The organism is Catellatospora tritici (assembly GCF_019083965.1).
GTDB classification, from domain to species: Bacteria; Actinomycetota; Actinomycetes; order Mycobacteriales; family Micromonosporaceae; genus Catellatospora; species Catellatospora tritici.
The window spans coordinates 534,481-556,107 of sequence record NZ_JAHRCY010000005.1 but is presented as its reverse complement, the minus strand read 5'-3'; the positions used below and the strand labels follow the sequence as shown (position 1 = coordinate 556,107).

At 69.9% G+C, this 21,627-nt stretch carries 15 protein-coding genes and 1 pseudogene; 11 read left to right on the top strand and 5 right to left on the bottom strand.

The window, feature by feature from the left end:
• Nucleotides 1-2,354 (bottom strand): family 20 glycosylhydrolase (locus KUA19_RS43945; RefSeq protein ID WP_217396607.1); only part of this gene is annotated, 2,354 nt, incomplete at its 3' end.
• Between the two features lie 215 nt (nt 2,355-2,569).
• Between KUA19_RS43945 and KUA19_RS14765 the strand changes: the two genes are divergently transcribed.
• The 5 genes and pseudogenes from KUA19_RS14765 to KUA19_RS14750 all read left to right on the top strand — a co-directional run bounded on the left by KUA19_RS14765 (nt 2,570) and on the right by KUA19_RS14750 (nt 4,252).
• Nucleotides 2,570-3,250: an HAD family hydrolase gene (locus KUA19_RS14765; RefSeq protein WP_217396606.1), complete on the top strand. Its 681-nt coding sequence runs from the start codon at nt 2,570-2,572 to the stop codon at nt 3,248-3,250.
• Nucleotides 3,251-3,262: 12 nt separating this feature from the next.
• Nucleotides 3,263-3,508, top strand: a complete 246-nt coding sequence (locus KUA19_RS44995; RefSeq protein WP_217396605.1) for a transposase — start codon at nt 3,263-3,265, stop codon at nt 3,506-3,508.
• Nucleotides 3,460-3,963 (top strand): P-loop nucleotide/nucleoside kinase family protein, encoded by a 504-nt coding sequence (locus tag KUA19_RS14755; protein ID WP_217396604.1) that lies wholly within the window; start codon nt 3,460-3,462, stop codon nt 3,961-3,963. Before KUA19_RS44995 ends, KUA19_RS14755 begins: the two co-directional genes overlap by 49 nt.
• Nucleotides 3,876-4,097, top strand: a pseudogene (locus tag KUA19_RS44990) (hypothetical protein); the annotation flags it as partial. The gene KUA19_RS14755 and the pseudogene KUA19_RS44990, both read left to right, overlap by 88 nt.
• Before the next feature lie 5 nt (nt 4,098-4,102).
• Nucleotides 4,103-4,252 (top strand): hypothetical protein, encoded by a 150-nt coding sequence (locus KUA19_RS14750; RefSeq protein ID WP_217396603.1) that lies wholly within the window; start codon nt 4,103-4,105, stop codon nt 4,250-4,252.
• A gap of 49 nt (nt 4,253-4,301) precedes the next feature.
• Here the strand turns inward: KUA19_RS14750 and KUA19_RS44550 are convergent, their stop codons facing one another.
• The 3 genes from KUA19_RS44550 to KUA19_RS14735 all read right to left on the bottom strand — a co-directional run bounded on the left by KUA19_RS44550 (nt 4,302) and on the right by KUA19_RS14735 (nt 7,334).
• Nucleotides 4,302-5,066: a barstar family protein gene (locus tag KUA19_RS44550; RefSeq protein ID WP_217396602.1), complete on the bottom strand. Its 765-nt coding sequence runs from the start codon at nt 5,064-5,066 to the stop codon at nt 4,302-4,304.
• Nucleotides 5,067-5,177: 111 nt separating this feature from the next.
• A complete protein-coding gene (locus KUA19_RS14740) occupies nt 5,178-6,143 on the bottom strand; it encodes an NAD-dependent epimerase/dehydratase family protein (protein WP_217396601.1) in 966 nt (321 codons plus the stop codon).
• 126 nt (nt 6,144-6,269) lie between these two features.
• The gene (locus KUA19_RS14735) at nt 6,270-7,334 is read right to left on the bottom strand and encodes an oxidoreductase (protein ID WP_217396600.1); all 1,065 of its coding nucleotides are present in this window, start codon (nt 7,332-7,334) and stop codon (nt 6,270-6,272) included.
• Nucleotides 7,335-7,395: 61 nt separating this feature from the next.
• Here KUA19_RS14735 and KUA19_RS14730 point away from each other — a divergent pair, with 61 nt between their 5' ends.
• The 5 genes from KUA19_RS14730 (at nt 7,396) to KUA19_RS14710 (ending at nt 15,804) form a co-directional block, all read left to right on the top strand.
• Nucleotides 7,396-7,737: a MerR family transcriptional regulator gene (locus KUA19_RS14730; RefSeq protein ID WP_217396599.1), complete on the top strand. Its 342-nt coding sequence runs from the start codon at nt 7,396-7,398 to the stop codon at nt 7,735-7,737.
• A 266-nt stretch (nt 7,738-8,003) separates the two neighbouring features.
• A complete protein-coding gene (locus KUA19_RS14725; RefSeq protein ID WP_308167454.1) occupies nt 8,004-8,849 on the top strand; it encodes a methyltransferase domain-containing protein in 846 nt (281 codons plus the stop codon).
• A gap of 544 nt (nt 8,850-9,393) precedes the next feature.
• The gene (locus KUA19_RS14720) at nt 9,394-11,397 is read left to right on the top strand and encodes a family 43 glycosylhydrolase (RefSeq protein ID WP_217396598.1); all 2,004 of its coding nucleotides are present in this window, start codon (nt 9,394-9,396) and stop codon (nt 11,395-11,397) included.
• A gap of 96 nt (nt 11,398-11,493) precedes the next feature.
• Complete coding sequence (locus KUA19_RS14715) at nt 11,494-12,225, top strand: peptidylprolyl isomerase (RefSeq protein ID WP_217396597.1); 732 nt, start codon at nt 11,494-11,496, stop codon at nt 12,223-12,225.
• A 318-nt stretch (nt 12,226-12,543) separates the two neighbouring features.
• A complete protein-coding gene (locus KUA19_RS14710; protein WP_217396596.1) occupies nt 12,544-15,804 on the top strand; it encodes a family 78 glycoside hydrolase catalytic domain in 3,261 nt (1,086 codons plus the stop codon).
• A 125-nt stretch (nt 15,805-15,929) separates the two neighbouring features.
• On the opposite strand, the gene KUA19_RS14705 is transcribed toward KUA19_RS14710, so the two are convergent.
• A complete protein-coding gene (locus tag KUA19_RS14705; RefSeq protein WP_217396595.1) occupies nt 15,930-17,048 on the bottom strand; it encodes a polysaccharide lyase family 7 protein in 1,119 nt (372 codons plus the stop codon).
• A 472-nt stretch (nt 17,049-17,520) separates the two neighbouring features.
• On the opposite strand from KUA19_RS14705, the gene KUA19_RS14700 reads away from it, so the two are divergent.
• Complete coding sequence (locus KUA19_RS14700; RefSeq protein ID WP_254549332.1) at nt 17,521-21,234, top strand: family 78 glycoside hydrolase catalytic domain; 3,714 nt, start codon at nt 17,521-17,523, stop codon at nt 21,232-21,234.
• The last annotated feature ends 393 nt before the right edge of the window (nt 21,235-21,627 follow it).

Here is a 21,627-nt window from a genome sequence, read left to right as displayed (position 1 = left end):
GTGAGGGCGAAGTCGTCGATGTCGAACAGTCCGCCGCCGCTGCCGGTGAAGACGAGGTACAGCGCGCCGGATCCGGTGGTGATGGTGGTGGTGACGTCGGTGTAGTTGCCGTAGCCGCCGGTGTTGGGGACGCTGGCCGAGCCGAGCAGGGTGCCGGTGGCCGAGCCGGAGCGGATCTGGATGGTGCCGCCGGTGCCGCCGGAGGCGACGCGAGCGGTGAAGCCGGTTTTGCCGGCGAGGCTGACGCCGGAGAAGCCGATCCAGTCGCCGTTGTCGACGTAGCCGACGCGGTTGCCGCCGTGTGCGGCCGCGTCTGCGACGATCTGCACCCCGGACTGCGCCGTGAACGACTCGGCCTCGACCCGGCTGACCGGTGGCGTGGTGCCGGTGAGGGCGAAGTCGTCGATGTCGAACAGTCCGCCGCCGCTGCCGGTGAAGACGAGGTACAGCGCGCCGGATCCGGTGGTGATGGTGGTGGTGACGTCGGTGTAGTTGCCGTAGCCGCCGGTGTTGGGGACGCTGGCCGAGCCGAGCAGGGTGCCGGTGGCCGAGCCGGAGCGGATCTGGATGGTGCCGCCGGTGCCGCCGGAGGCGACGCGAGCGGTGAAGCCGGTTTTGCCGGCGAGGCTGACGCCGGAGAAGCCGATCCAGTCGCCGTTGTCGACGTAGCCGACGCGGTTGCCGCCGTGTGCGGCCGCGTCTGCGACGATCTGCACCCCGGACTGCGCCGTGAACGACTCCGCCTCGACCCGGCCGGTCGCGGGCGAGGTCGCCCAGGGGACCTGCGGCGAGCGGTAGAAGTTGATGCCCTGCGTGGTCCAGCGCGGTCCCTGCGCGCCCAAACGGGCCTTGAACGCGTCCCAGTTGCGTGCCGACTGAGGTGACCAAGCCAGCTCGGCGAGGGCAGGCAGGCGCGGGAACGCCATGAACTCGATGTCGGCTAGTGTCGTGATCGTTTCGGTCCACAGCGGAGCCTCCACGCCGATGATCGACGCGGCGGGCACGCCCGGCAGCAGAGTGGCGGGGTCCCAGCTGTAGGCGGTCTGCACCTCGATGAGACCCGCCCAGGTGAGCCCGAGCGGGGTCTGGTTGGTGTACTTCATGTCGAGGTACGCCTTGTTGGCGGGGGACAGCAGCACCTTGGCGCCCTTGCTCACGGCGGCGCTCAGGTCGGCGTCGGAGGTCGTCGTGCCCCAGTACTGCGCGACCCGGCCGGAGGTGTGGTCGGCTTGGCCGAGCTGGTGCCAGCCCATGACGGTCTTGCCTGCGGCGCCGACAAACGGCTGGATCCGGTTCATGAAGGTGCGGTAGTCGGCGTCGGAGGTGCTGCTTGCCTCGTCGCCTCCGATGTGCAGGTAGGGCCCCGGGGTGAGCGCGGCCAGTTCGGAGAGCACCTGCTGCACGAACGTGTAGGTGACCTCCTTGCCGACGCACAGGGAGCTGAACCCCACGGCGGTGCCGGTGTACAGCGGCGGGGCCGTGTTGTTGCAGTTCAGTTCGGCGTACGAGGCCAGCGCCGCGTTGACGTGCCCAGGCATGTCGATCTCGGGGACGATCGTGATGTACCGGGCCGCGGCGTACGCGACGAGGTCGCTGTACTGCGCCTTCGTGTAGTAGCCGCCGGGGCCGCCGCCGACCTGGGTGCTGCCGCCGACGGTGGCCAGGCGCGGCCAGGCATCCACCACGATCCGCCAGCCCTGGTCGTCGGACAGGTGCAGGTGCAGGACATCGATCTTGTACTGGGCAATCTCGTCGAGATACCGCTTCACCACGTCCACGCCGAAGAAGTGCCGCGACACGTCGAGCATCGCGCCGCGATAGCCGTAGCGCGGGTAGTCAATGATCCGGCCGCCGCCGACCTCCCACGGTCCGGGCTGTACGGTGCGCGCCTCGACGGCGGCCGGCAGTAGTTGCCGCAGCGTCTGCACGCCGTGGAACAACCCGGCCGCGGTCTGCGCCCGCACGGTGATCAGCGATGCGGTGATGTCCAGCTGGTAGCCCTCACTGCCGACGCTCGGATCGGCGCCGGACAGCAGTAGCGCGATGCCACTCGTCGGGGTGCCGCTCGCGGTGGTGACGGGCAGCGCGTACCCGGTGGACGGGCGCAGCAGGCCGGCGAGCTGGTTGCCCACGTCGGCGGCGGCCGAGGAGCCCGACTGCGTCTGGATCGCGGCGTTGGCCGACAGCGTGTGGACGACGCCGGTGGCTGGCTGGACCGACACCGGTGCGGGCACTACGGTCTGTAGGCTCACCACGGCCGCGTGGGCGGGGGTCGCACCGACCAGCCAGGTGACCGCTGCGGTGGCGACGGTGACTGCGGAGGCGAGCAGGGCCTGACGGGCGCGACGGTGCACGACGTCCTCCGGTAAATGGTAAAGTTTCCTGTCAGTTTGACGGCAGGCTATGTCTCGATGGCTATGGTGTCAAGAAGGAAGGTCGGACCGCTGCCGCCCGTCGCGGCGGGTCAGCGTGGGCGCCACCTGTCCCGTCCACCGGCACCTTTCACCCGTGACCGGGGCGCGGGCTGCGCCAAGACGACCACGCTTTGCCGGCATGACATGATCGATGCGTGCGCGAAGCAGCCCACCAGCCGACGTCCACACCCTCCGTGACGAGCTTGCCGATGCCGGACTGGGAGCGATACGACGCTCTGCTGTTCGACTGGGACGGCACTCTCGTGGACTCCCAGCCCCTCAACTACGCGGTGCTCGCCCAAGTGCTGCGCGAGTGGTGCCAGGTGGACATCACCTGGCGGTGGTACACCGCCGCGCGGGGCACCCGCACTCCCGAACGGCTGCGGCAGTGGGAACAGGACAACGACCGCACGCTGGCCGTACCCGCAGACGAGGTGTTCGCCGAGGTCCGTGCACGCCTGGCCGACCGTGCCGGAGACGTCCGTGTTTTCGAACCGGTTCGCGCCATCGCAATTCAGGCCAGAGCGCGCGGACTGCGTACAGCGATCGCGACCGGCGCCGAGCGGGAGGTGGCGCTCGCCGGCGTGCGGGGTACCGGTCTGTCCGAGCTGTTCGACGCGGTGGTCACGTTCGACGACGTGGGCCTCGGCAAACCCGACCCGGGAATATTCCTCGCCGCGGCACTGGCCGTTAGTGTGGCCCCACAGCGATGTCTGGTGCTCGAGGACTCAGGAATCGGCATCCGCGCCGCTGCGGCGGCTGGCATGGATGTACTCGACGTCCGGCCGTACCTGCCGTATTCGGCGCCGTGCCAGGCCGTGTCGTCAAAGGTTTGACATGCGTGGACGATGTTTGTCGTGGTGCGTCGTCAGGAGTTGTCTGATGTCGAGTGGGCTGCATTGGAGCCATTCCTGCCGCCGGTGGTGAGCGGTGGCAGGCCGCGTTCGGATGACCGGCGGGTGCTCAACGCGGTGACGTGGAAGATCCGGTCGGGGGTTTCCGTGGCGGGACCTGCCGGAACGGTGCGGGGCGTGGGGGAGTGGTCTTGCTGGTCGTCTTCGGTGGCCTGCCCGGTGTGGGCAAGACGAGCCTGAGCCGCGCGGTGGCGCAGCGGCTCGCGGCGACGTGGCTGCGCATCGACGCGCTGGAGGCGGCGATGTGGCGGGCCGGTCTGCCGCGCGACGGCACGGTCGGCCTGGCGGGGTACGCGGTCGCGCACGCGGCGGCCGCCGGACAGCTGACCCTGGGCGGCACCGTGGTCGTGGACGCGGTGAACCCGGTCGAGGAGGCCAGGCAGGGGTGGCGCGACCTGGCCGCCACCCATGACGTGTCGCTGCGGCTGGTGGAGGTGATCTGCTCCGACGCGGCCGAGCACCGGCGCCGGATCGACCAGCGCCCGCCGGAGCCCGACCAGCCGATCGTGCCGACCTGGGACGACGTGATCGGTCTACGTCACGACCCGTGGACCGGGCCGCGCCTGACCGTCGACACGGTCGGCGGGTCGGACGGCTGCCTGGCCCGTGTCCTGGAGTTCTGCCGTCGGGCGTAGCGGGTCTGCACCGGCGCCGGGACTTCCCGGCTACTACCTGCGGCACTCCGACTACCGGATCCGGCTCGACGCCTACGCCGCTGTACGCGGCCGACGCGACGTTCTGCGCCCAGCCGGGCAACAGCGGCACAGGGTTGTCGTGGCAGTCGTACAACTTCGTCAACCGCTACCTGCGCCACTACCCAGCGAAGTCTGGGCCGCCGGCAACGGCGGTTCCCTGGCCGCCGACGCCACGGCCAACTTCGCCGCCGACACCAGCTGGCTCACCGCCACGTCCTGGGCACCGTGACACCCTGACGCCGTGGGCTCGGATCAGTGTCGAGCCCACGGCGTCGCGATCACTCGAAGCACACGGTGAAAGCGTCCGGGCGCTTGCGCGACAGACCGTCCTGGGCGACGTGGACCAGCACGTCGCGGATCCGGTCGAACGCGTCGGCACCCATCGCGGCCCGGCTGTGGTCGGCTGCCGTCCACACCAGCTCGACCGGCCCCGCCACGTCGGTGGTGAGGCGGTCCCACAGGGCGCTCAGGTTCGCACCGTAGTACGGTCCGAAGTCCAGCTCGCGCGCCAGCCGCCGGTGGAACTCCGCCTCGGTGGCGATCAGCCTTCCGTCCAGGACAACCCGGCGGACCTCGGCGGGCGGGCGGCGCCGGGTGGCCGCTGCGGGCCACGGGACCTCGACCCCGTCGGCGAGCCGCATGCCGATTCCCCTACGGCGCGGGTGTGGCAGCTGGTGCTCCAGCCATACCGTCTCGGCGTCGATGCGTTCCAGCCGCAGCGACAGGTCGGCGTGCTCGCGGCTCCACCGCAGCCGCCCGTCCTGCTCGAAGACGACCACCCCGTGCTCGTACGCGCAGACCAAGGCCTCGTCCGGGGCCTCGGCGAACCTGATGTGGCACAGCCCCGAGTCCGGTTCGCGGGCGAGGTCGACCGAGGTGACGATCTCGTCGACGGTCAGGTCGAGCACCGCGACGGCGGCGCAACAGGTGGCGGCCAGCCACAGCAACCCGCGATCGGTGTCGACCCAGCCCACGATGTCACGCATCTCCGGCCGGAAGCCGTCGAGCTGACGGACGCCGCCATAGGGGTTCCGAATGGCCACGGACCCCTTCCGGTCGCCCTCGAACAGCTCGCCCCACGGCCCGCCCAGCTGAGCCCTGCCCCGGCTGTCGAAGACGAGCCGCCTACCGGCCATCGCGCGCCTCGACCACGGTCACGACCGTCGCGTCCATGCCATGAGCAGCTCGGACTCGCGATCCGGGGTCAGCAGCCGGTCCGGCAGCCCGACGGTCAGCAGGTCACGGGCAGACTCCGTCACCGGCCGCGTGACCAGGCCCGCAGCCAAGGCCGCGGCAGGGTCGGCAGCACCGACCCAGTAGTCGGCGGCGATGCCGTCGCCCCACAGCGGCAGCATCCCGCTGTCGGCGCCGTGCTCCAGCAGGAACGCGTCGTCGACCCAGGTCAGCTCGGTGCCGGCGGGGGCGAACTCGCGGGCGAGGCCATCGAGCAGGTCCGCCAGCGGCACCGAGGGGGTCACCGTGTGGAACACGCCGCCGCGGCCGAGCATGGACGCCATCCACGCCGCCTGATCCCGGGCGTCGATGACCTGCGTCGGCAGGGCCGGATCGCCCGGGGCCAGCACCTGACCGCCGCGAGCCAGGCGCTGCGCCCAGTAGTCGAGGCGGCCGTACGGATCCCACGGCCCGACCACGTACGTCGGGCGGACGATCAGCACGTCGGGACCGAACAGTTCGCGAGCGCGCTGCTCGCACAGCACCTTCAGCGAACCGTAGTTCTCGACCGTGACGGCGACGCCCTCGACCGGCCCGGTGTGCTCCAGCAGCGGAGCGGCCTCGGTGAAGCCGGGACCGGTCGGCGGCGCGTACGCCGACACCGACGAGACGAAGGTGTAGTGGCCGCCGCGCCCGCCGAGCGCCTCGGCCAGCGAGGTGATCTGGCCGGGGTGGTACCCGGTCACGTCCACGGTGGCGTCGAACTCGTGCCCGGCCAGCACCGACAGGTCCTCGTTGCGGTCGGCGAGCAGGTGGACGGCCTGCGGGAACAGGTCGGCGTTGGTGCGCCCCCGGTGCAGCAGCGTCACCTCGTGCCCGGCGGCCAGCACCGCCTCGGTGAGGTGGCGCCCGACGAACCTGGTACCCCCGACGATCAGCACGCGCATGCGGGGATCGTAGCCGTGGCTGCGATCTCGCCGACACCTGAAAATCGTGACCGTCTCGGGCTTCAGGCCAGGCGGGTCCGCCGCTGCCTGATGGTGCGCAGCAGTCCGGGGCGGTGCCCGGTTCGATCAGAAGTAGGTGTCCTCGTCGGCCTTGCGGTAGTCGCGGATGGCATCGAGCCGGCCGGTCGAGGCCAGGGTCACCCAGGCCGGGTTGCCGAGCAGGATGCGGCCGAGCGCGATGAGGTCGAACTCGCCCGCGTCGTGCCGGTCGAGCAGGGTGCGCAGGGCATCGGAATCGAAGAAGTCGCGGGTCAGGCCGACCGAGCCGACGGTGATGGACGGCAGGCCGGTCAGGTGCTTGGCCCAGCCCGCCAGGTTACGCGGCGAGCCCGGGAACGCCGGAGCGGCGAAGTCGCGCTGCGAGGCGTGCAGCACGTCGGCCCCGGCCGCGGTGAACGCCTGGAGCAGCACCGCCAGTTCGGCGGGCGACTCGGCGATCCGGGCCGTGTAGTCCCGCTCCTTGAACTGGGAGAACCGCACGATCAGCGGCATCCGGGTCGGGATGGCCGCGCGGACGGCTCGGACGACCTCGGCCGGGAACGCGGCACGCGCGGCCGGTGAACCGCCGAAGCCGTCGGTACGCCGGTTGGTGTAGGGCCACAGGAACTCGTCGAGCAGGTAGCCGTGCGCGGCGTGGATCTCCACGGCGTCGAAGCCGGCCCGGACCGCCACCCGGGCGGCGTCGGCGTACGCGGCCAGCAGGGTGTCCATGTCGGCGAGGGTCATCGCGCGGCTGCCGGAGGGCACGCCCGACGGCGTCCAGGAGGCGACGCCGTCCACCGGTTCCCGCTGGCTGCCAAGGTGCCACAACTGCGCGGCGATCCGGCCGCCGACCGCGTGGACCTCGTCGGTGACGTGCCGCCAGCCCTGCTCGGCCGGGCCGGCGGTCAGCCGCGGCACCGAGGGTTCGTGGCCGGCGCTGGGGTGCCCCACGAGCACGCCTTCGGTGATGATCAAGCCGATGCCGTTCTCGGCGCGACGCCGGTAGTACGCGGCGACCTCGGGCGTCGGAACTCCGCCGGGGGAGCGGAACCGCGTCATCGGCGCCATGGCGAAACGGCTGCTCAGCGGCAGGCCCGCCAGGGTCGTGGGGGTGAGCAGGGAACCCAGCAGGGCAGGAATCGTGGTCATGGCGGTACCGTAAAACCTGACACTGATGTCAGGGGCAAGTCGTGTGATGGAGGAGACAGCGATGCGCATCGGCGATCTGGCCGCGGCGACCGGCGCCAGCGTGCGCTCGCTGCGTTATTACGAGCAGCAGAAGCTGCTGGCCAGCCAGCGCAGTTCCGGCGGGCAGCGGCACTACCCCGACTCGGCGGTCGAGCGGGTCGCGCTCATCCAGTCCCTGCTCGCCGCCGGGCTGTCCAGCAGCACCATCTACGACGTGCTGCCGTGCATCACCGAGCAGGCGATCCGTACGCCATGGCTGGCCGAGCGGCTTCGCACGGAGTTGGGCCGAGTCGAGGAGCAGCTCAGCGCGCTGCACCGAACCCGCGAGATCCTGGCCGGGCTGGTCGACGACTACGCCGTCTGACTGCACCCACCCCGCCGTCTGGTGGCGGCTGCACGAGTTGGTGCTGACAGCACCGCGCGCTGCGGGACGCTTGGACCTGGCGCTGGCGATCGTCGACAGCAGCCACGTTCGCGCCTTGAGCCGGCTTGGCCGGAGCCAGGTTGTGGCTGGGTTCATCCCGTGTCGTACTGACACAGCACGCGGTAGGTCGTGAGGATGTAGGCATGAGTTCATCGCCGCCCCTCGCCGACCCCGGGTCCGAACCGGATACAACCGCGGGCGAGCCGGTGAATACTGCTGGCGCTGGGTCCGCTCCGCCCTCGCCGCACACCCCTGGGTCTGCCCCGGGTCACCGCTACCTGCTCGACAACGCCCGGGTGGAGGCGGGCGAGCGGTTCACCTGGCTGGCCGAGCTGTTCGACGGTGTCACCCGGGGGCACTTCGACCGGCTCGGAATGACGGCGGGCTGGCGCTGCTGGGAAGTCGGCGCCGGAGGACCCAGCATTCCCGAGGCACTCGCCACGGCCGTCGGCCCAACCGGTTACGTGCTGGCCACCGACATCAATCCGTCCTGGTTGGACCCGCGCGGCGGGTACGAGGTGCTCCGGCACGACATCGTCGGGGACCCGCCGCCGCAACCAGGCTCGTTCGACCTGGTACACGCCCGGCTCGTGCTCGTCCACGTGCCCGACCGTGCCCGCGCGTTGGCGGCGATGGTGGCGGCGCTGCGGCCCGGCGGCTGGCTGTTGGTCGAGGACGCCGATACCGAGTTGCAGCCGCTGGCCTGCCTCGATGAGGTTGGCCCGGCACAGCAGCGCGCCAACCGGCTGCGGCGCGCCGTCCGGGAGTTGCTGACCCGCCGCGGCGCCGACCTGCGCTACGGCCGTACGCTGCCGCGCGCGTTGCGTGCGGCGGGCCTGGTCGATGTCACGGCGGCCGGCTGCTTCCCGGTCGGCGGGGTAGCCTGCGACCGGCTGGAGACCGCGACGGTGCGCATGGTCCGCGCCGAGTTGCTCGCCGCAGGGCTGGCCGACGACGCCGAGATCGACGCGCACCTGGCCGCCGTCGAGGCCGGCGAGCTCGACCTCACCCTCGCGCCGCTGATCTCGGCATGGGGGCGCCGCCCAGGCTAAGCGGGCTGCCTGTTACGAGCCAGAGGCCGACCGCGACCGTCCCCACGAGATCTCATCCAACCCGCTGGCCCTGGTGGGGCCGGCGACCGGCCTGGCCTGGCGACGCGGAGCGCCGCGCACCGACCTCGCTCGAGCCGTGCGTTCGATCTCGGTGGGGACTGGTGGGTGGCCGAGCAGCCGGGCCCGCCTTCGGTGACCAGCCACTGGCCGGTCTCCCGGTAGGGCGCGCCGCCCTCGACGCGGTGGTGCAGGTCGAACCGGATGGTCAGACCCGGCCACGGGCTGATGATCGGAACGACGCAGAACACGTCGTCCAAGCCGGGAACGGCGGCGCCTCGCTTTAGGACGTTGACAGTCTGGAAGACCGACCCTAACTTTAACGCACCGGAATTGATTAAAACGTTTCAATGCACGCTCGCCCGGCCGCAGGTCAATGCGGCTGCTTTCGTTCTGGAGGCGATCTTGATAACGAGACCGCCCGCCACCGCCTGCAGCTTGCCGTGCCGCGGGTCGGATGACCTCCACAGCCGAGAGGAAGCCACCGATGCGACGTCCCGCCTGCCTCGTCATGCTGCTGCTGCTCATATCAGGACTGACCGGCGTCGCCGCCAGCCCCGCAGCGGCCGCCTACACCACCACCATCGTCAACTTCGACCCGGCAGGAAACCAGGTCACCCGCTATGACGTCGGCGGCAATGCCGTCGACGCACACGACGGGGATCTGGCGCTGTTCGGTGGCCGCTACTACCTCTACGGCACCAGCTACGACTGCGGGTACGCCCTGTCGACCACCGGCACGGCATTCTGTGGATTCAAGGTGTACAGCTCCACCGACCTGGTGGGCTGGACCGACGAGGGATACCTCTTCGACGCCGCGAACGCGTTGTGGCAGGGCAGGTGTGCCCCGCCGCGGTACGGCTGCTACCGCCCGCACGTGGTGTTCAACGCGGGTACCGGCCGGTACGTACTGTGGATCAACAGCTACGACAACGCCAGCGGATACCACGTCTTCACCTCGCCAACCCCCGCCGGACCCTTCACCGAGGCCGCCGAGCCGACCATCGCCCTCACGGGCACGCCCGGCACCTTCGTCAACGGCGACCACGACCTGTTCGTCGACGACGACGGCACGGCGTACCTCGCCTACACCGACATCCGAAGCGGCCACGACCAGATCATCGAGCGGCTCAACGCGGCCTACACGAGCGGCACGGGCAGCTACGTCCGACTGAACTCGCTGCACACCGAGGCCCCGTCGATGTTCAAGCGAGACGGCGTCTACTACTACGTCTACGGGCCGACCTGTGCCTACTGTGGTGGCACCCCGACGTGGGTCAAGCGAGCCTCCTCGCCACTGGGCACCTGGTCGGCGCCGGTCAGTGTCAACGCCAACTCCTGCGGAGGCCAGCCGTCGCTGGTGGCCGCGATCCCGACCGCCACCGGCACCGCCTGGCTCTACGGCAGCGACCTGTGGAACGGGCAGAACAACGAGGCACTGGCCAACTTCCATTGGGCGCCGCTGACCTTCGCCGCCAACGGGGACGTGCAGCCGTTCACCTGCCAGAACACCGTGGTGCTCGCGCTCGCGACCGGGTCCGGATCCAACGCGGCACCTTCGGCGGACCGGGACCAGTCCAGTGGGGTGGGCCGCTTCCGCACGTGGTGCGACATCCGCTCAGGTGGCCTGCGCCGGATGCAGACCTTCGTCGCCGCACGCAGCGGCACGCTCACGGGTGCCTCGTACACCACGTTCCAGCAGGGAAACACCAACGCGGGGCTGCAGGTGAGCATCGTGTCGGTCAACGCGGGACTACAGCCCGGCGCCACGCTGGCCACCACCACGGTGCCCGCAGCGTCGGTCGGCTGGGCACCGCGCAACGTGACGGTCTTCCCGAACATCGCGGTCACCGCGGGGGTCCGCTACGGCATCCTGCTGCAGTCGACGACGACGTCAGGATGCTACGGCCTGACCTACGACGACGCGGCGCCCTACCCGGGTGGCGGCGAGGCGTACAGCAACGACAACGGTGCGTCCTGGATCGCCGAGTCGAACCGGACGTCGAAGTTCGAGACCACCATCGGGGCCACCAACACGGCGGCCGGCGGGCCGCGGGCGTCGAGCAGTTCGGCGGAGTTCTCCGGCTGGGGCCTGGCCATGGTCAACGACGGCCTGAGGACCTCGACACCGGCCTCCATGGGCTGGTCGTCCAACTCCAACCTGGGTGTCAACCACACGGAATGGGTCCAGGTGGATCTTGGCGCCCTGCGCTCGGTCGAGCGGGTGACGCTGTATCCGCGTGCCGACGCCGGCAATGCCGGCCAGGGCTTCCCGGTGGACTTCCGGGTCGAGGTGTCCAGCAACGGCAGCACGTGGTCGACGGCGACGGTCCGTACCGGTTACCCCGCCCCGGCCGGCGCGTCGGCGCAGCAGATCGTGTTCGGCGCGCAGAGCGCGCGGTACGTCCGGGTGGTGGGCACGAGCCTGCGTAACACGAATCCGAACGATCCGACGTATCGGATGCAGTTCGCGGAGCTGGAGGTCTACTGACAGCAGCTCCACCGGCATCGCCGAGGGGTTGCGCCGCGTCGCGCATCCCCTCGGTCCTCGCTGTTCAGCGCGCAAAGATGATGTATATCTTTCCATATGCGAATCAACTTGATCCGGTTCACCGTTACCGGACTCGTCGCCGGCCTGCTGACCGCCGCCGCCACCCCGGCCCTGGCCGACCCGGCACCCCGGACCACCCACGGCCCCTGCCAGTACGCCGAAACACCCGACGACCCGCCGGCCCGGCCGGTCGGGCTGCCCTTCGATCCGCGACACCAGCAGACCTGGAACACCCACGTCGTGCTCAGCACCAACCACGGCAAGATCACGATCACGCTGGATGCCGCCAAGGCGCCCTGCACCGTGCAGAGCTTCGAGCACCTGATCCTGCACCGGTTCTACCACGACACCAGCTGCCACCGGCTGACGGCGTACCCGACGCTCAAGGTGCTGCAGTGTGGTGACCCGTCCGGCACCGGCAGCGGCGGTCCTGGCTACCAGTACAAGGACGAACTGCCCACCGACCTGCCACCCGTGCCCGACCGGCCCGACCGCGTCTACTACCCGCGCGGCACCCTGGCCATGGCCAACGCCGGACCGAACACCAACGGGAGCCAGTTCTTCCTGGTCTACGCCGACTCGATCCTGCGCCCCAACTACACCGTCTTCGGCACCATCGACGAAGCCGGGATGGCCGCCCTGGACGCGATCGCCGCCGGCGGGATCCAGTCGACTCCCGAGGACCCGGCGCCCGTCGACGGTGCGCCCGCGCTGACCGCCGACATCCAGCGGGCCTGCGTACACCTGTTCCCGCTGCCGTTCTGCTGAACCGATCGTGAGCCCTGTCGGCAGAGTTCCCCCCGAACTCGAACGATCTTCGGGTTCGGGGGGAACCGGCGCGAGGTGCCGTCGAGTCGCGCCCGCGGTGAACCCATACTGCTCCTCTTCTTGACATCGCGCCGAATTCCGCGCAGCATGGGCTCAACCAGACATATTGAAACGTTCCAATTTATGACTGGCGTACGCGTCACCGGTCCAGTCCACCGCTCGGACGTCTGGAAGGAGATCGCCGCCGTGCCAGATGCGATCGCCCCTCATCACTCTTCCGCGAAGGCTAAACTGCGTACCTGCCTGCGTGGTCTCGCCGTGCTCAGCCTGCTCGCCGCATCCCTGACCCTCCCGCGGACAGCCTCGGCCCTGGCCGCGGCCGAACTGTCGGTAGCGGGGCTGCAGGTCGACTACGCGACCAACCCGCTGGGCACCGACGACACCCGCCCCAGCCTCAGCTGGAAACTGACCTCGTCGGTCAACGGCGAACGACAGACCGCCTACCGGGTAATCGTCGCGAGCGGCATGACCCAGCTCGACGCCGGCATCGGCGACGTCTGGGACAGCGGCAAGGTCACCACCAGCGACTCGATCGCCATTGCCTACGGCGGCCCCACCCCGCAAGCGACCGCCACTTACCACTGGAAAGTGCAGGTCTGGGACGCGAACGGCACCGTCTCGGCCTGGAGCCCGGCCGCGCAGTGGGAGATGGGCCTGCTCACCGACCAGGACTGGAACGGCGCCCAGTGGATCAGCCCGAGCGCCACCGGCACCGGCGCCCGCAGGCTGCGCAAGGCATTCACCGTGGACGCGGCCAAGACCGTCACCCGCGCGCGGGCCTACGTCCTGGGGCTCGGCTTCTACGAACTGCGCCTCAACGGCGCCAAGGTCGGCGATCAGGTCCTGGCCCCGGCCAGCACGCCCTACGACCGGCGCGCCCTCTACATCACCTACGACGTGACCGGCGCCCTGCGGCCGGGCGCCAACGCGGCGGGACTGTGGCTGGGCAACGGCTACGGTCCGACCTTCAGCCAGTATGGCTTCCGCTGGACCGGACCCAAGCAGGCACGCCTGCTCCTGGACGTGCGATACGCCGACGGCACCCGCCAGACCATGACCACCGACGGCAGCTGGAAGTCCTCCACCGGCCCCATCACGGCCAACGACATCTACGGCGGCGAGACCTACGACGCCCGCCAGGAACAGAACGGCTGGGACCAGCCCGGCTACGACGAATCCGGCTGGCAACCGGTCGTGGGCGCAGCCGCACCCGCCGGCAGGCTCGCCGCGCACACGATGCCACCGCTACGGGTCACGAACACGCTCACCCCGGTGAAGCTCACCCAGCCCAAGCCCGGTGTCTACATCTACGACTTCGGCCAGAACATCGCCGGGTGGCAACGCCTGCGGGTACAGGGCCCGGCAGGCACGAGCGTACGGATGCGTACCGCGGAGGAGATCGCCGCCGACGGCACCCTGGACACCACCACCAACCGCAACGCCGCGGCGACCGACACCTACACGCTGGCCGGCACCGGCACCACCGAGACCTACGAGCCGCGGTTCACCTACCACGGATTCCGCTACGTCGAAGTGACCGGCTACCCGCAGACCCCGACCCTGACCAGCCTCGACGCCCGCGTCGTACACGCCGACGTGGCGTCCACCGGATCGTTCTCCTCCTCCGACAGCCTGCTGAACCAGATCTGGCGCAACAACCGCTGGACCATCCTCAACAACTCCATGAGCACACCCACCGACACCCCCGTCCGCGACGAACGCACGCCCCCGGGCATGGACGTCCAGGCCTACCAGGACGCCTCGACCACCGAGTTCGCCATGGACCCCTACTACGTCAACTACCTGCGCGACCTGCCACCCGGCACGGCCCTGCCCAGCGACGGCGGCAACGCGCAGCAACCCGACATGGGCGGCGCCGGCGTCACCCTCGCCTGGACCCTCTACCAGCAGTACGGCGACCGCGCCACCCTCGCGGCCAGCTATCCCGCGATGAAGGCCTTCGTCGACACCAACGCCGCCAACGTGCCCGGATACATCTGGTCGACTGGATTCGGCGACTGGTGCCCGCCGGATCTGAGCGCCAACGCCAACGGCGGCATGGGCAACCCGAGCGCCGGCGCGTGCACCAGCGAAGTGCCCATCGTCAACACCGCCCTGTCCTACCTGCAGGCCGTCGACGTGGCCAAAGCCGCGGCAGCACTCGGCCAGACCGCGGACGCCGCCCACTTCAACCAGCTCGCCGACGCAATCAAGCAGGCGTTCAACACCCGGTTCCGCAACGCCGACGGCGCCGGTTACGGCGACGGCCGCCAGACGACGAGCGTGCTGCCCCTGGCCTTCGGCATGGTCCCCACCCAGGATGTCACCACTGTCGGCACCCGCCTGGTCGACACGATCATGAACAAGAACGGCGGCCACCTCGACACCGGCATCTTCGGCACCCGATACCTGATGGACGCCCTGGCCGCCGTCGGGCGAACCGACGTCGCCATGACGATCCTGGACCAGACCACCTACCCGGGCTTCGGCTTCGAGATCGGCAAGGGCGCCACGACGTCCTGGGAGGAGTGGACCTACTACTCGTCCATGGAGACCCATGACCATGCCATGTTCGCCGGTATCAACGCCTCCCTTTACACCCGGCTCGGCGGCATCCAGCCCACCGGACCCGGCTACAGCACGGTGACCATCGCCCCGCAGATCCCGCCCGGCCTGCAGCGGGTCTCGGCCGCCGTTGACACCGTACGCGGCTCGGTCGCCAGCTCCTGGACCGTCACCGGCCAGCAGCTCGTGCTCGACGTGACGATCCCCGTCGGCACCGTGGCGACGGTGCGGGTGCCGAACTTCGGTCAGGGGCAGGCCACGGTGAGTCCGGCCGGCGGCGCCACCCAGATCGCCGCCACCGGCACCGAGACCAGCTACACCGTGGGTTCCGGGACCTGGCACTTCACGGGATCGACCGCGCCCGCGCCCAGCTCGGCCCTGCCGGGCACCTGGTCGTTGTGCGCGCCGGAGACGGGGACCTGTTCGAGCGCCGGAACATTCACCGTGGCCTTCGGCGCCCGGGGCAGGTTCGCCTACGCCACCGTCACCAACTCGGTGGCCTGCAGCAACACCGTGTTCGGTGATCCGGTCTCGGGTGTCGCCAAGGCCTGCTATGCCAGCGTCGCACCACCGGCGAGCGGCGTCTGGCAGCGTTGCGCGGGGGAGACGGGCACGTGCGCGTTCGCGGGGGTCGGCACCGTCGCCTACGGCGCCTCGGGCGCCTACCGCCAGGCCACCCTCACCGGTGGTACGAGCTGTGGCAACGCGGTGTTCGGCGACCCGATTCCGGGCACGGGCAAGGCCTGCTACCTGGCGGCGCCACCCCCGACGGTCACGACCTGGACCCCCTGTGCGGCGGAGACGAAGACGTGCGTGCTGACCGGCACCCACCAGGTCGCCTACGGCGCCGCCGGGCGCTACGCCTATGGCACCTTCACGGGCGACGTGGCCTGCGGCAACGCCGTCTTCGGCGACCCGGCGCCCAATCAGGCGAAGATCTGTTACAGCCAGTGACCCGGAGAGGACGTTCTCGCCAGCGCTCGCCGGATGACCGCCCGCCGTGCTTCCCGGTGCGGCGGGCGGTCATCCGTGCTTGCGTGTGTGCTGGTCGACCGCGGGTGTCGGCCGGACCCGGCTGTCTAGCCGTGGGTGACGGTCAGCGCGTAGAACTTCACCTTCGCGCCGTTCGTGGTGCTGCTGGACGACGACTGGTTGTAGTCGCCGGCCTTGAAGTACTGGTGGTACTGGTTGAAAGATGAGGGAATGGGATAGCTCGTCGTGTTGCCGTTGATGGTCAGGTTGATGCTGCCGCCGGAGATGGCGATCACGTAACTCCACTGCGTCCCCAGTGGCACGTTGCCGACCGGGTGCAGGGTCTGCCCGCCGTCGGGGGAGTTCTCGGTGCCCAGCGTGATGTTGCCGTTGGGTGCGTAGTAGAGCTCCAGCAGCGGCTTGGTGGACGTCCCGCCCGAGCCGAGATGGACCTGTCCCACGCAGACACTCTTGGTCACCGAGACGACCCGGAGTCTCGCGCTCAGCCGGTGGGTTCCGGTCAGCGCCCAGTCGGCGGCGCTGCCGTTCGGGTTCATCTCCCGCAGCTCGGTACGCGCGTAGTTCGAGTTCGGTGTGGTGACGCCCGCCTCGGGGTCCCAGAAGGTCATCGAGCCGTCGTTCTTGTCGGTCCAGAAGTACTGCGGGTTGGCGTAGCCGGTGGGTCCTTTGAGCTGCGCGGGCGGGATGGTGGTGGGTGAGCCCGGCGAGCCGATCGGCAGCTGGAGCGACCATACGGACAGATCGAAGTTGCCACCGGGGGCGACGTTCGGGTTCAGGCCGGTGACGTCGACGTCGATGTAGTCGATGTTGGGCGGGCCGTTGGCCGTGGTCGCGGTGACGCGTACCTTGCTGGTGCCGGCGTTGACCGAGGTGGTGACAGTCCGGTCGGCCCAGGTGTCCCAGTTGGCGGTGGCCGGGAAGGACAGCGCGGTGGCCACCGCGCTGCCGTTGACCGCCACGGTCGACGGCCGGTCCACGCCGGTGCCGTTGGCGTATCGGATGGTGATGGTGGCGGCACCGGCACTGGCGGCGGTGATGGTGAACTCGACGTAGCTGCCCACCACGTTGTCGGCGTTCACGTAGCCGGAGCCCGAGTAGCCCGGATGCAGCGTCTCCAGGATGCCCTGGGAGATCGTGGCGTTCTCAGCCTCGTAACGGGCGGCCGCCGCGGCGGCCGCGGCGACCGGTACGAACGTGGCGATCACGGCGACGACGAGACCCGCGCCCCAGCGCCTCGCCCGCGTGCCACCTGACGCACCACGCCCTGAGGGCGATGAGCTGCGCAACATCATGGATCCTCCTGTTCGACCGGCGCGGGTAGCCGCGACCGACCGTCAATGGATGAACTGGATGCCTGATCGCGCTGCGCTGCCGAAAGGTACGCGATCAGTTAGGAAAGTTACCTAACTGATAATAGATCGAGCCATCTATCTGTCAAGGTGTCCACATCTCCTCATGTGGACACTCTTGCAAACGTCATCCACATATGTGGATGACGTTGTGGTCCACCCAGGTTGCGAAATGTCGGCAGTTCGAAGGTATTGACTCTCGTCGAGGCGACATCTACGGTTGCTCCACTGGTAACCCAGTGAAACGTTTCAATACCCGGATATGCCATCTGGCCGTCCCAAGCCTCGCACATGGGATATCCGGGTCCTGTCGCCCTCAGGAGTTGGTATGCCGCATCAGTTGATGAAACGGCACTGGCGATGGTCTGCGGCCGCGATGGCCACCGCTGTCGCGATCTCCGCCGCCGTCGTCGCCTGGACCGTTCCCGCCCAGGCCGCAAGCCCCGTGAGCGTCTCGGGCGCCCATTGGATCTGGTACCCCGAAGGATCCCCCGCCAGCAGCGCGCCTGCCGCCGACCGCTACTTCCGGAAGGTGTTCACGGCACCGTCGGGCACCATCAGCGACGCCCAACTGGTCGTCACCGGCGATGACTCGGTCGACGTGTGGCTCAACGGGACTCCGCTGGCCGGGTCGCCCCGCATGACGGACTCGTGGAAGCAGGCGCTCTACGTCGACCTGCAGGCCGCGCTGCGTCCGGGCGCCGCCAACACCCTCGCGGTGGTGGCCCGCAACACCACGGCCGGACCGGCCGGAATGATCGGCCGGGTGCACGTCACCGGCTCCACCACGGTGGACTTCACGACCGACGGGTCGTGGAAGGCGTCCCAGAGCCCGGCCGCGGGCTGGGAGCAGCCGGGCTTCAACGACGGCGGTTGGCCCGCCGCCGCTGACCTGGGCACCTACGGCATGGGCCCGTGGAACTCCAGCGTGCTCGGCCCGGACACGGCCGCCGGTTCGCCGTTGAGCGTGGCGAGCGCGACCGTGGAGCGCCGCGCGAACCCCCTCGGCGTCGACGCGGCCAAACCCCGCCTGGGCTGGAAGCTCGGCGCGTCGGCCGTCCAGCAGCGCCAGGGCGCGTACCAGGTCATCGTCGCGAGCACCGCGGCGCTGGCCGGGGCGAACACCGGCGACGTCTGGGACAGCGGCCGGGTGGCCAGCGCGAAGTCCGTCGACGTTGCGTACGGCGGACCGGCGCTGGCCTCGATGCGCGGCTACTTCTGGCGGGTGCGCGTCTGGGACGGCCAGGGCCGGGTCGGCCCGTGGAGTGGCACCCAGACGTTCGAGACGGGCCTGCTCAACTCGGCTTCGGAATGGCAGGCCGCGTTCGTCGGGCAGCCCGGTTCCGCGGTGGGGCTGAACGGCTCGACCTGGATCTGGTACCCCGAGGGCGACCCGGTCGCCGGGCTGCCGCCGATGACCCGCTACTTCCGCAAGACCTTCAGCCTGTCCTCGGTTCCCGCCGGCGGCACGCTCGTGGTCACCGGCGACGACACCGCCGACGTGTGGGTCAACGGGGTGCAGGTCAGCACCTCGGCGCGGGTCACCGACTCGTGGAAGCAGGCCGCGGTGGTCGACCTGGCCGGCCGCCTGACCACGGGCACCAACGCCATCGCGATCGCCAGCCAGAACACCACGCAGTCGCCGACCGGGGTCATCGCCCAGCTCACCATCCCGGGCGTCTCGACGATCAACACCGACGCGTCGTGGAAGGCCTCGCAGACCAACCCGTCGGGCTGGCAGCAGGCCGGTTACAACGACAGCGGCTGGGTGGCCGCCCGTGCGCTGACCGCCTACGGCAGCGGGCCGTGGGGCGCCAACGTCGTGGTCCGCCGTGGGGCGCCCATCCTGCGCAAGTCGTTCACGGTGAGCAAGCCCGTGGCGTCGGCCCGTCTGCTGACCACCGCCCTGGGCCTGCACGAGACCCGGCTCAACGGGGCGAAGGTCGGCACCGACGTCCTCGCCCCGGGCTGGACCGACTACAACAAGCGCCTGCAGTACAAGGTGTACGACGTGACCGGGAAGATCACGCAGGGCACGAACGCGCTCGGGGCCTGGCTCGGCGACGGCTGGTACTCCGGCAGCATCGGCATGGCCGGCTCGCAGCGCTACGGCACCCAGCCGTGGTACTCGGCGAAGCTGCTGCTGACCTACACCGACGGCACGAGCAGCACGGTGGCCACCGACAGCAGCTGGCGGTACGCGCCGAGCCCGATCACCGCCGACGATCTGTACATGGGCGAACAGTACGACGCCCGCAAGGCGATCGCCGGCTGGGACACGGCCGGATACAACGACGCCGCCTGGGCGACCGTGGCCGTACGCTCGGGCACCCTGCCCGGGCTGGTGTCCCAGGTGGACCCCGGCGTGACCGTGCAGCGCCAGCTCACTCCGGTCTCGGTGACCCAGCCGCAGCCGGGAGTATGGATCTTCGACCTCGGCCAGAACTACGCCGGGTGGGACCAGCTGCGCGTGACCGGCCCCGCGGGGACTACCGTGACGCTGCGCCACGGTGAGGTCCTCAACGCCGACGGCACGCTCTACACCGCGAACCTGCGGGTCGCGGGCCTGGCCACCGACCGGTTCACCCTGGCCGGGACGGGCGGCGAGGAACTGTTCGAACCCCGGTTCACCGTGCACGGGTACCGGTATGTCGAGGTGACCGGATTCCCCGGAACGCCGACCGCACACGCGATCACCGGCCAGGCCGCGTGGACGTCCGGCGCTGCCCTGGGCACGCTGACGACCTCGAACAGCCTGATCAACCAGATGCAGAGCGCGATCGTGTGGGGACAGCGGTCCAACATGCTGTCCATCCCCACCGACTGCCCCAACCGCGACGAGCGTCTCGGCTGGACCGGTGACATCGCCAGCTTCGCGGCCACCTCGACGTTCAACGTGGACGTGACCGGGTTCCTGGACAAGTTCGCCGACGACCTGACCGACGCCCAGCAGTCCAACGGCGCTTTCACCGACACCGCGCCGTACGTGTGCTGCGGTGCCGGTACGGCCGGTTGGGGCGACGCCGGGGTGATCGTGCCCTACACGATGTGGCAGCGCTACGGCGACACGAAGGTCATCGAGGACCACTTCACGGCCATGACCCGCTGGGTGGACTACCTGCGCAGTACGGCCGCCGCGGACCTGATCCGGGACCAGGGCGGCTACGGCGACTGGCTCAACGTCAACGACGACACCGCCCGCAACATCATCTCGACGGCGTTCTTCGCCCATTCGGCGCGGATGGTGTCGCAGATGGCGGCGGCGACCGGGCACACGGCGGAGGCGTCGAGCTACGGCACCCTCGCCGACCAGGTCGCCGCGGCGTTCACCAGCCGATTCGTGGCCGGTGACGGCACCGTGTCGGGCAACACCCAGACCGGGTACGTGCTGGCGTTGGCCTTCGGGCTGCTCCCGTCGAACCTGGTCGGGCCCGCGGTGAACAAGCTGGTGGCGAAGGTGGCCGCGTCCGGCGGGCACCTGACCGTCGGGTTTCTGGGCGTGGAGAACCTGCTGCCGGTGCTGGCCGACAACGGCCGGGCCGACATCGCGTACCAGATCCTGCTGCAGACGTCGTATCCCGGCTGGGGATACATGCTCGGGCGGGGCGCGACCACGATCTGGGAGCGCTGGGACGGCATCCGCACCGACGGCAGCTTCCAGGACGTCGGGATGAACTCGTTCAACCACTACGGGCTCGGCTCGGCCGGCGACTTCCTCTACCGGCAGGTCGGCGGGCTCGGCCCGGCGAGCCCTGGCTACCAGTCGCTGCTGGTGGCACCGCGTCCCGGCGGCGGGCTCAGCTCGGCGAAGTCGGCGTACGAGACGCCGTACGGGCAGGCGGTCAGTGACTGGACCAGCAGCGGCGGGGTGTTCACCCTGCGGGTCACCGTGCCCGCCGGCGTGACGGCGCTGGTCAAGGTGCCGGCGACGTCGGCATCGGTGGTCAGCGCACCGGCACAGGCGGTGCCCTTCGGGTACGGGTCCGGCGCGGCGGCGTACTACCTGCCGTCGGGCAGCTACACCTTCACCGCACCCGCGTGATGAGCGAAACCGCGTCCAACCTGTTGAAGCCCGAGACCACCACACGGCTTGACCGAGTGTTCGGGCGTTGATTCCGAAGGTCCGATGGCCGCAGACCGGCCATCGGACCTTCGTCGTCTTCACTGTCAGGCATCGGATCGGCTACGGCGAATCCTCGTTCCGGGGAAAACCTGCGCCGCGTAGAGCGATGCGCGATCCGAGCCCAGCCGAGAACACCATGCTCAGGACCACGAGAAAGGCAGCCGAGATCCGGCCTTGGGCTAAGAAGAGGGCCACGGTCGGAAGAGCACAGACGACTGCACCTAGAGAGAGCAGCCAGATCGGGGTCCTGCTGAACGGCGTATACATCCCGCTGTTATACCGCCGGTAGTCAACGACCACTTGGCCGCTGGG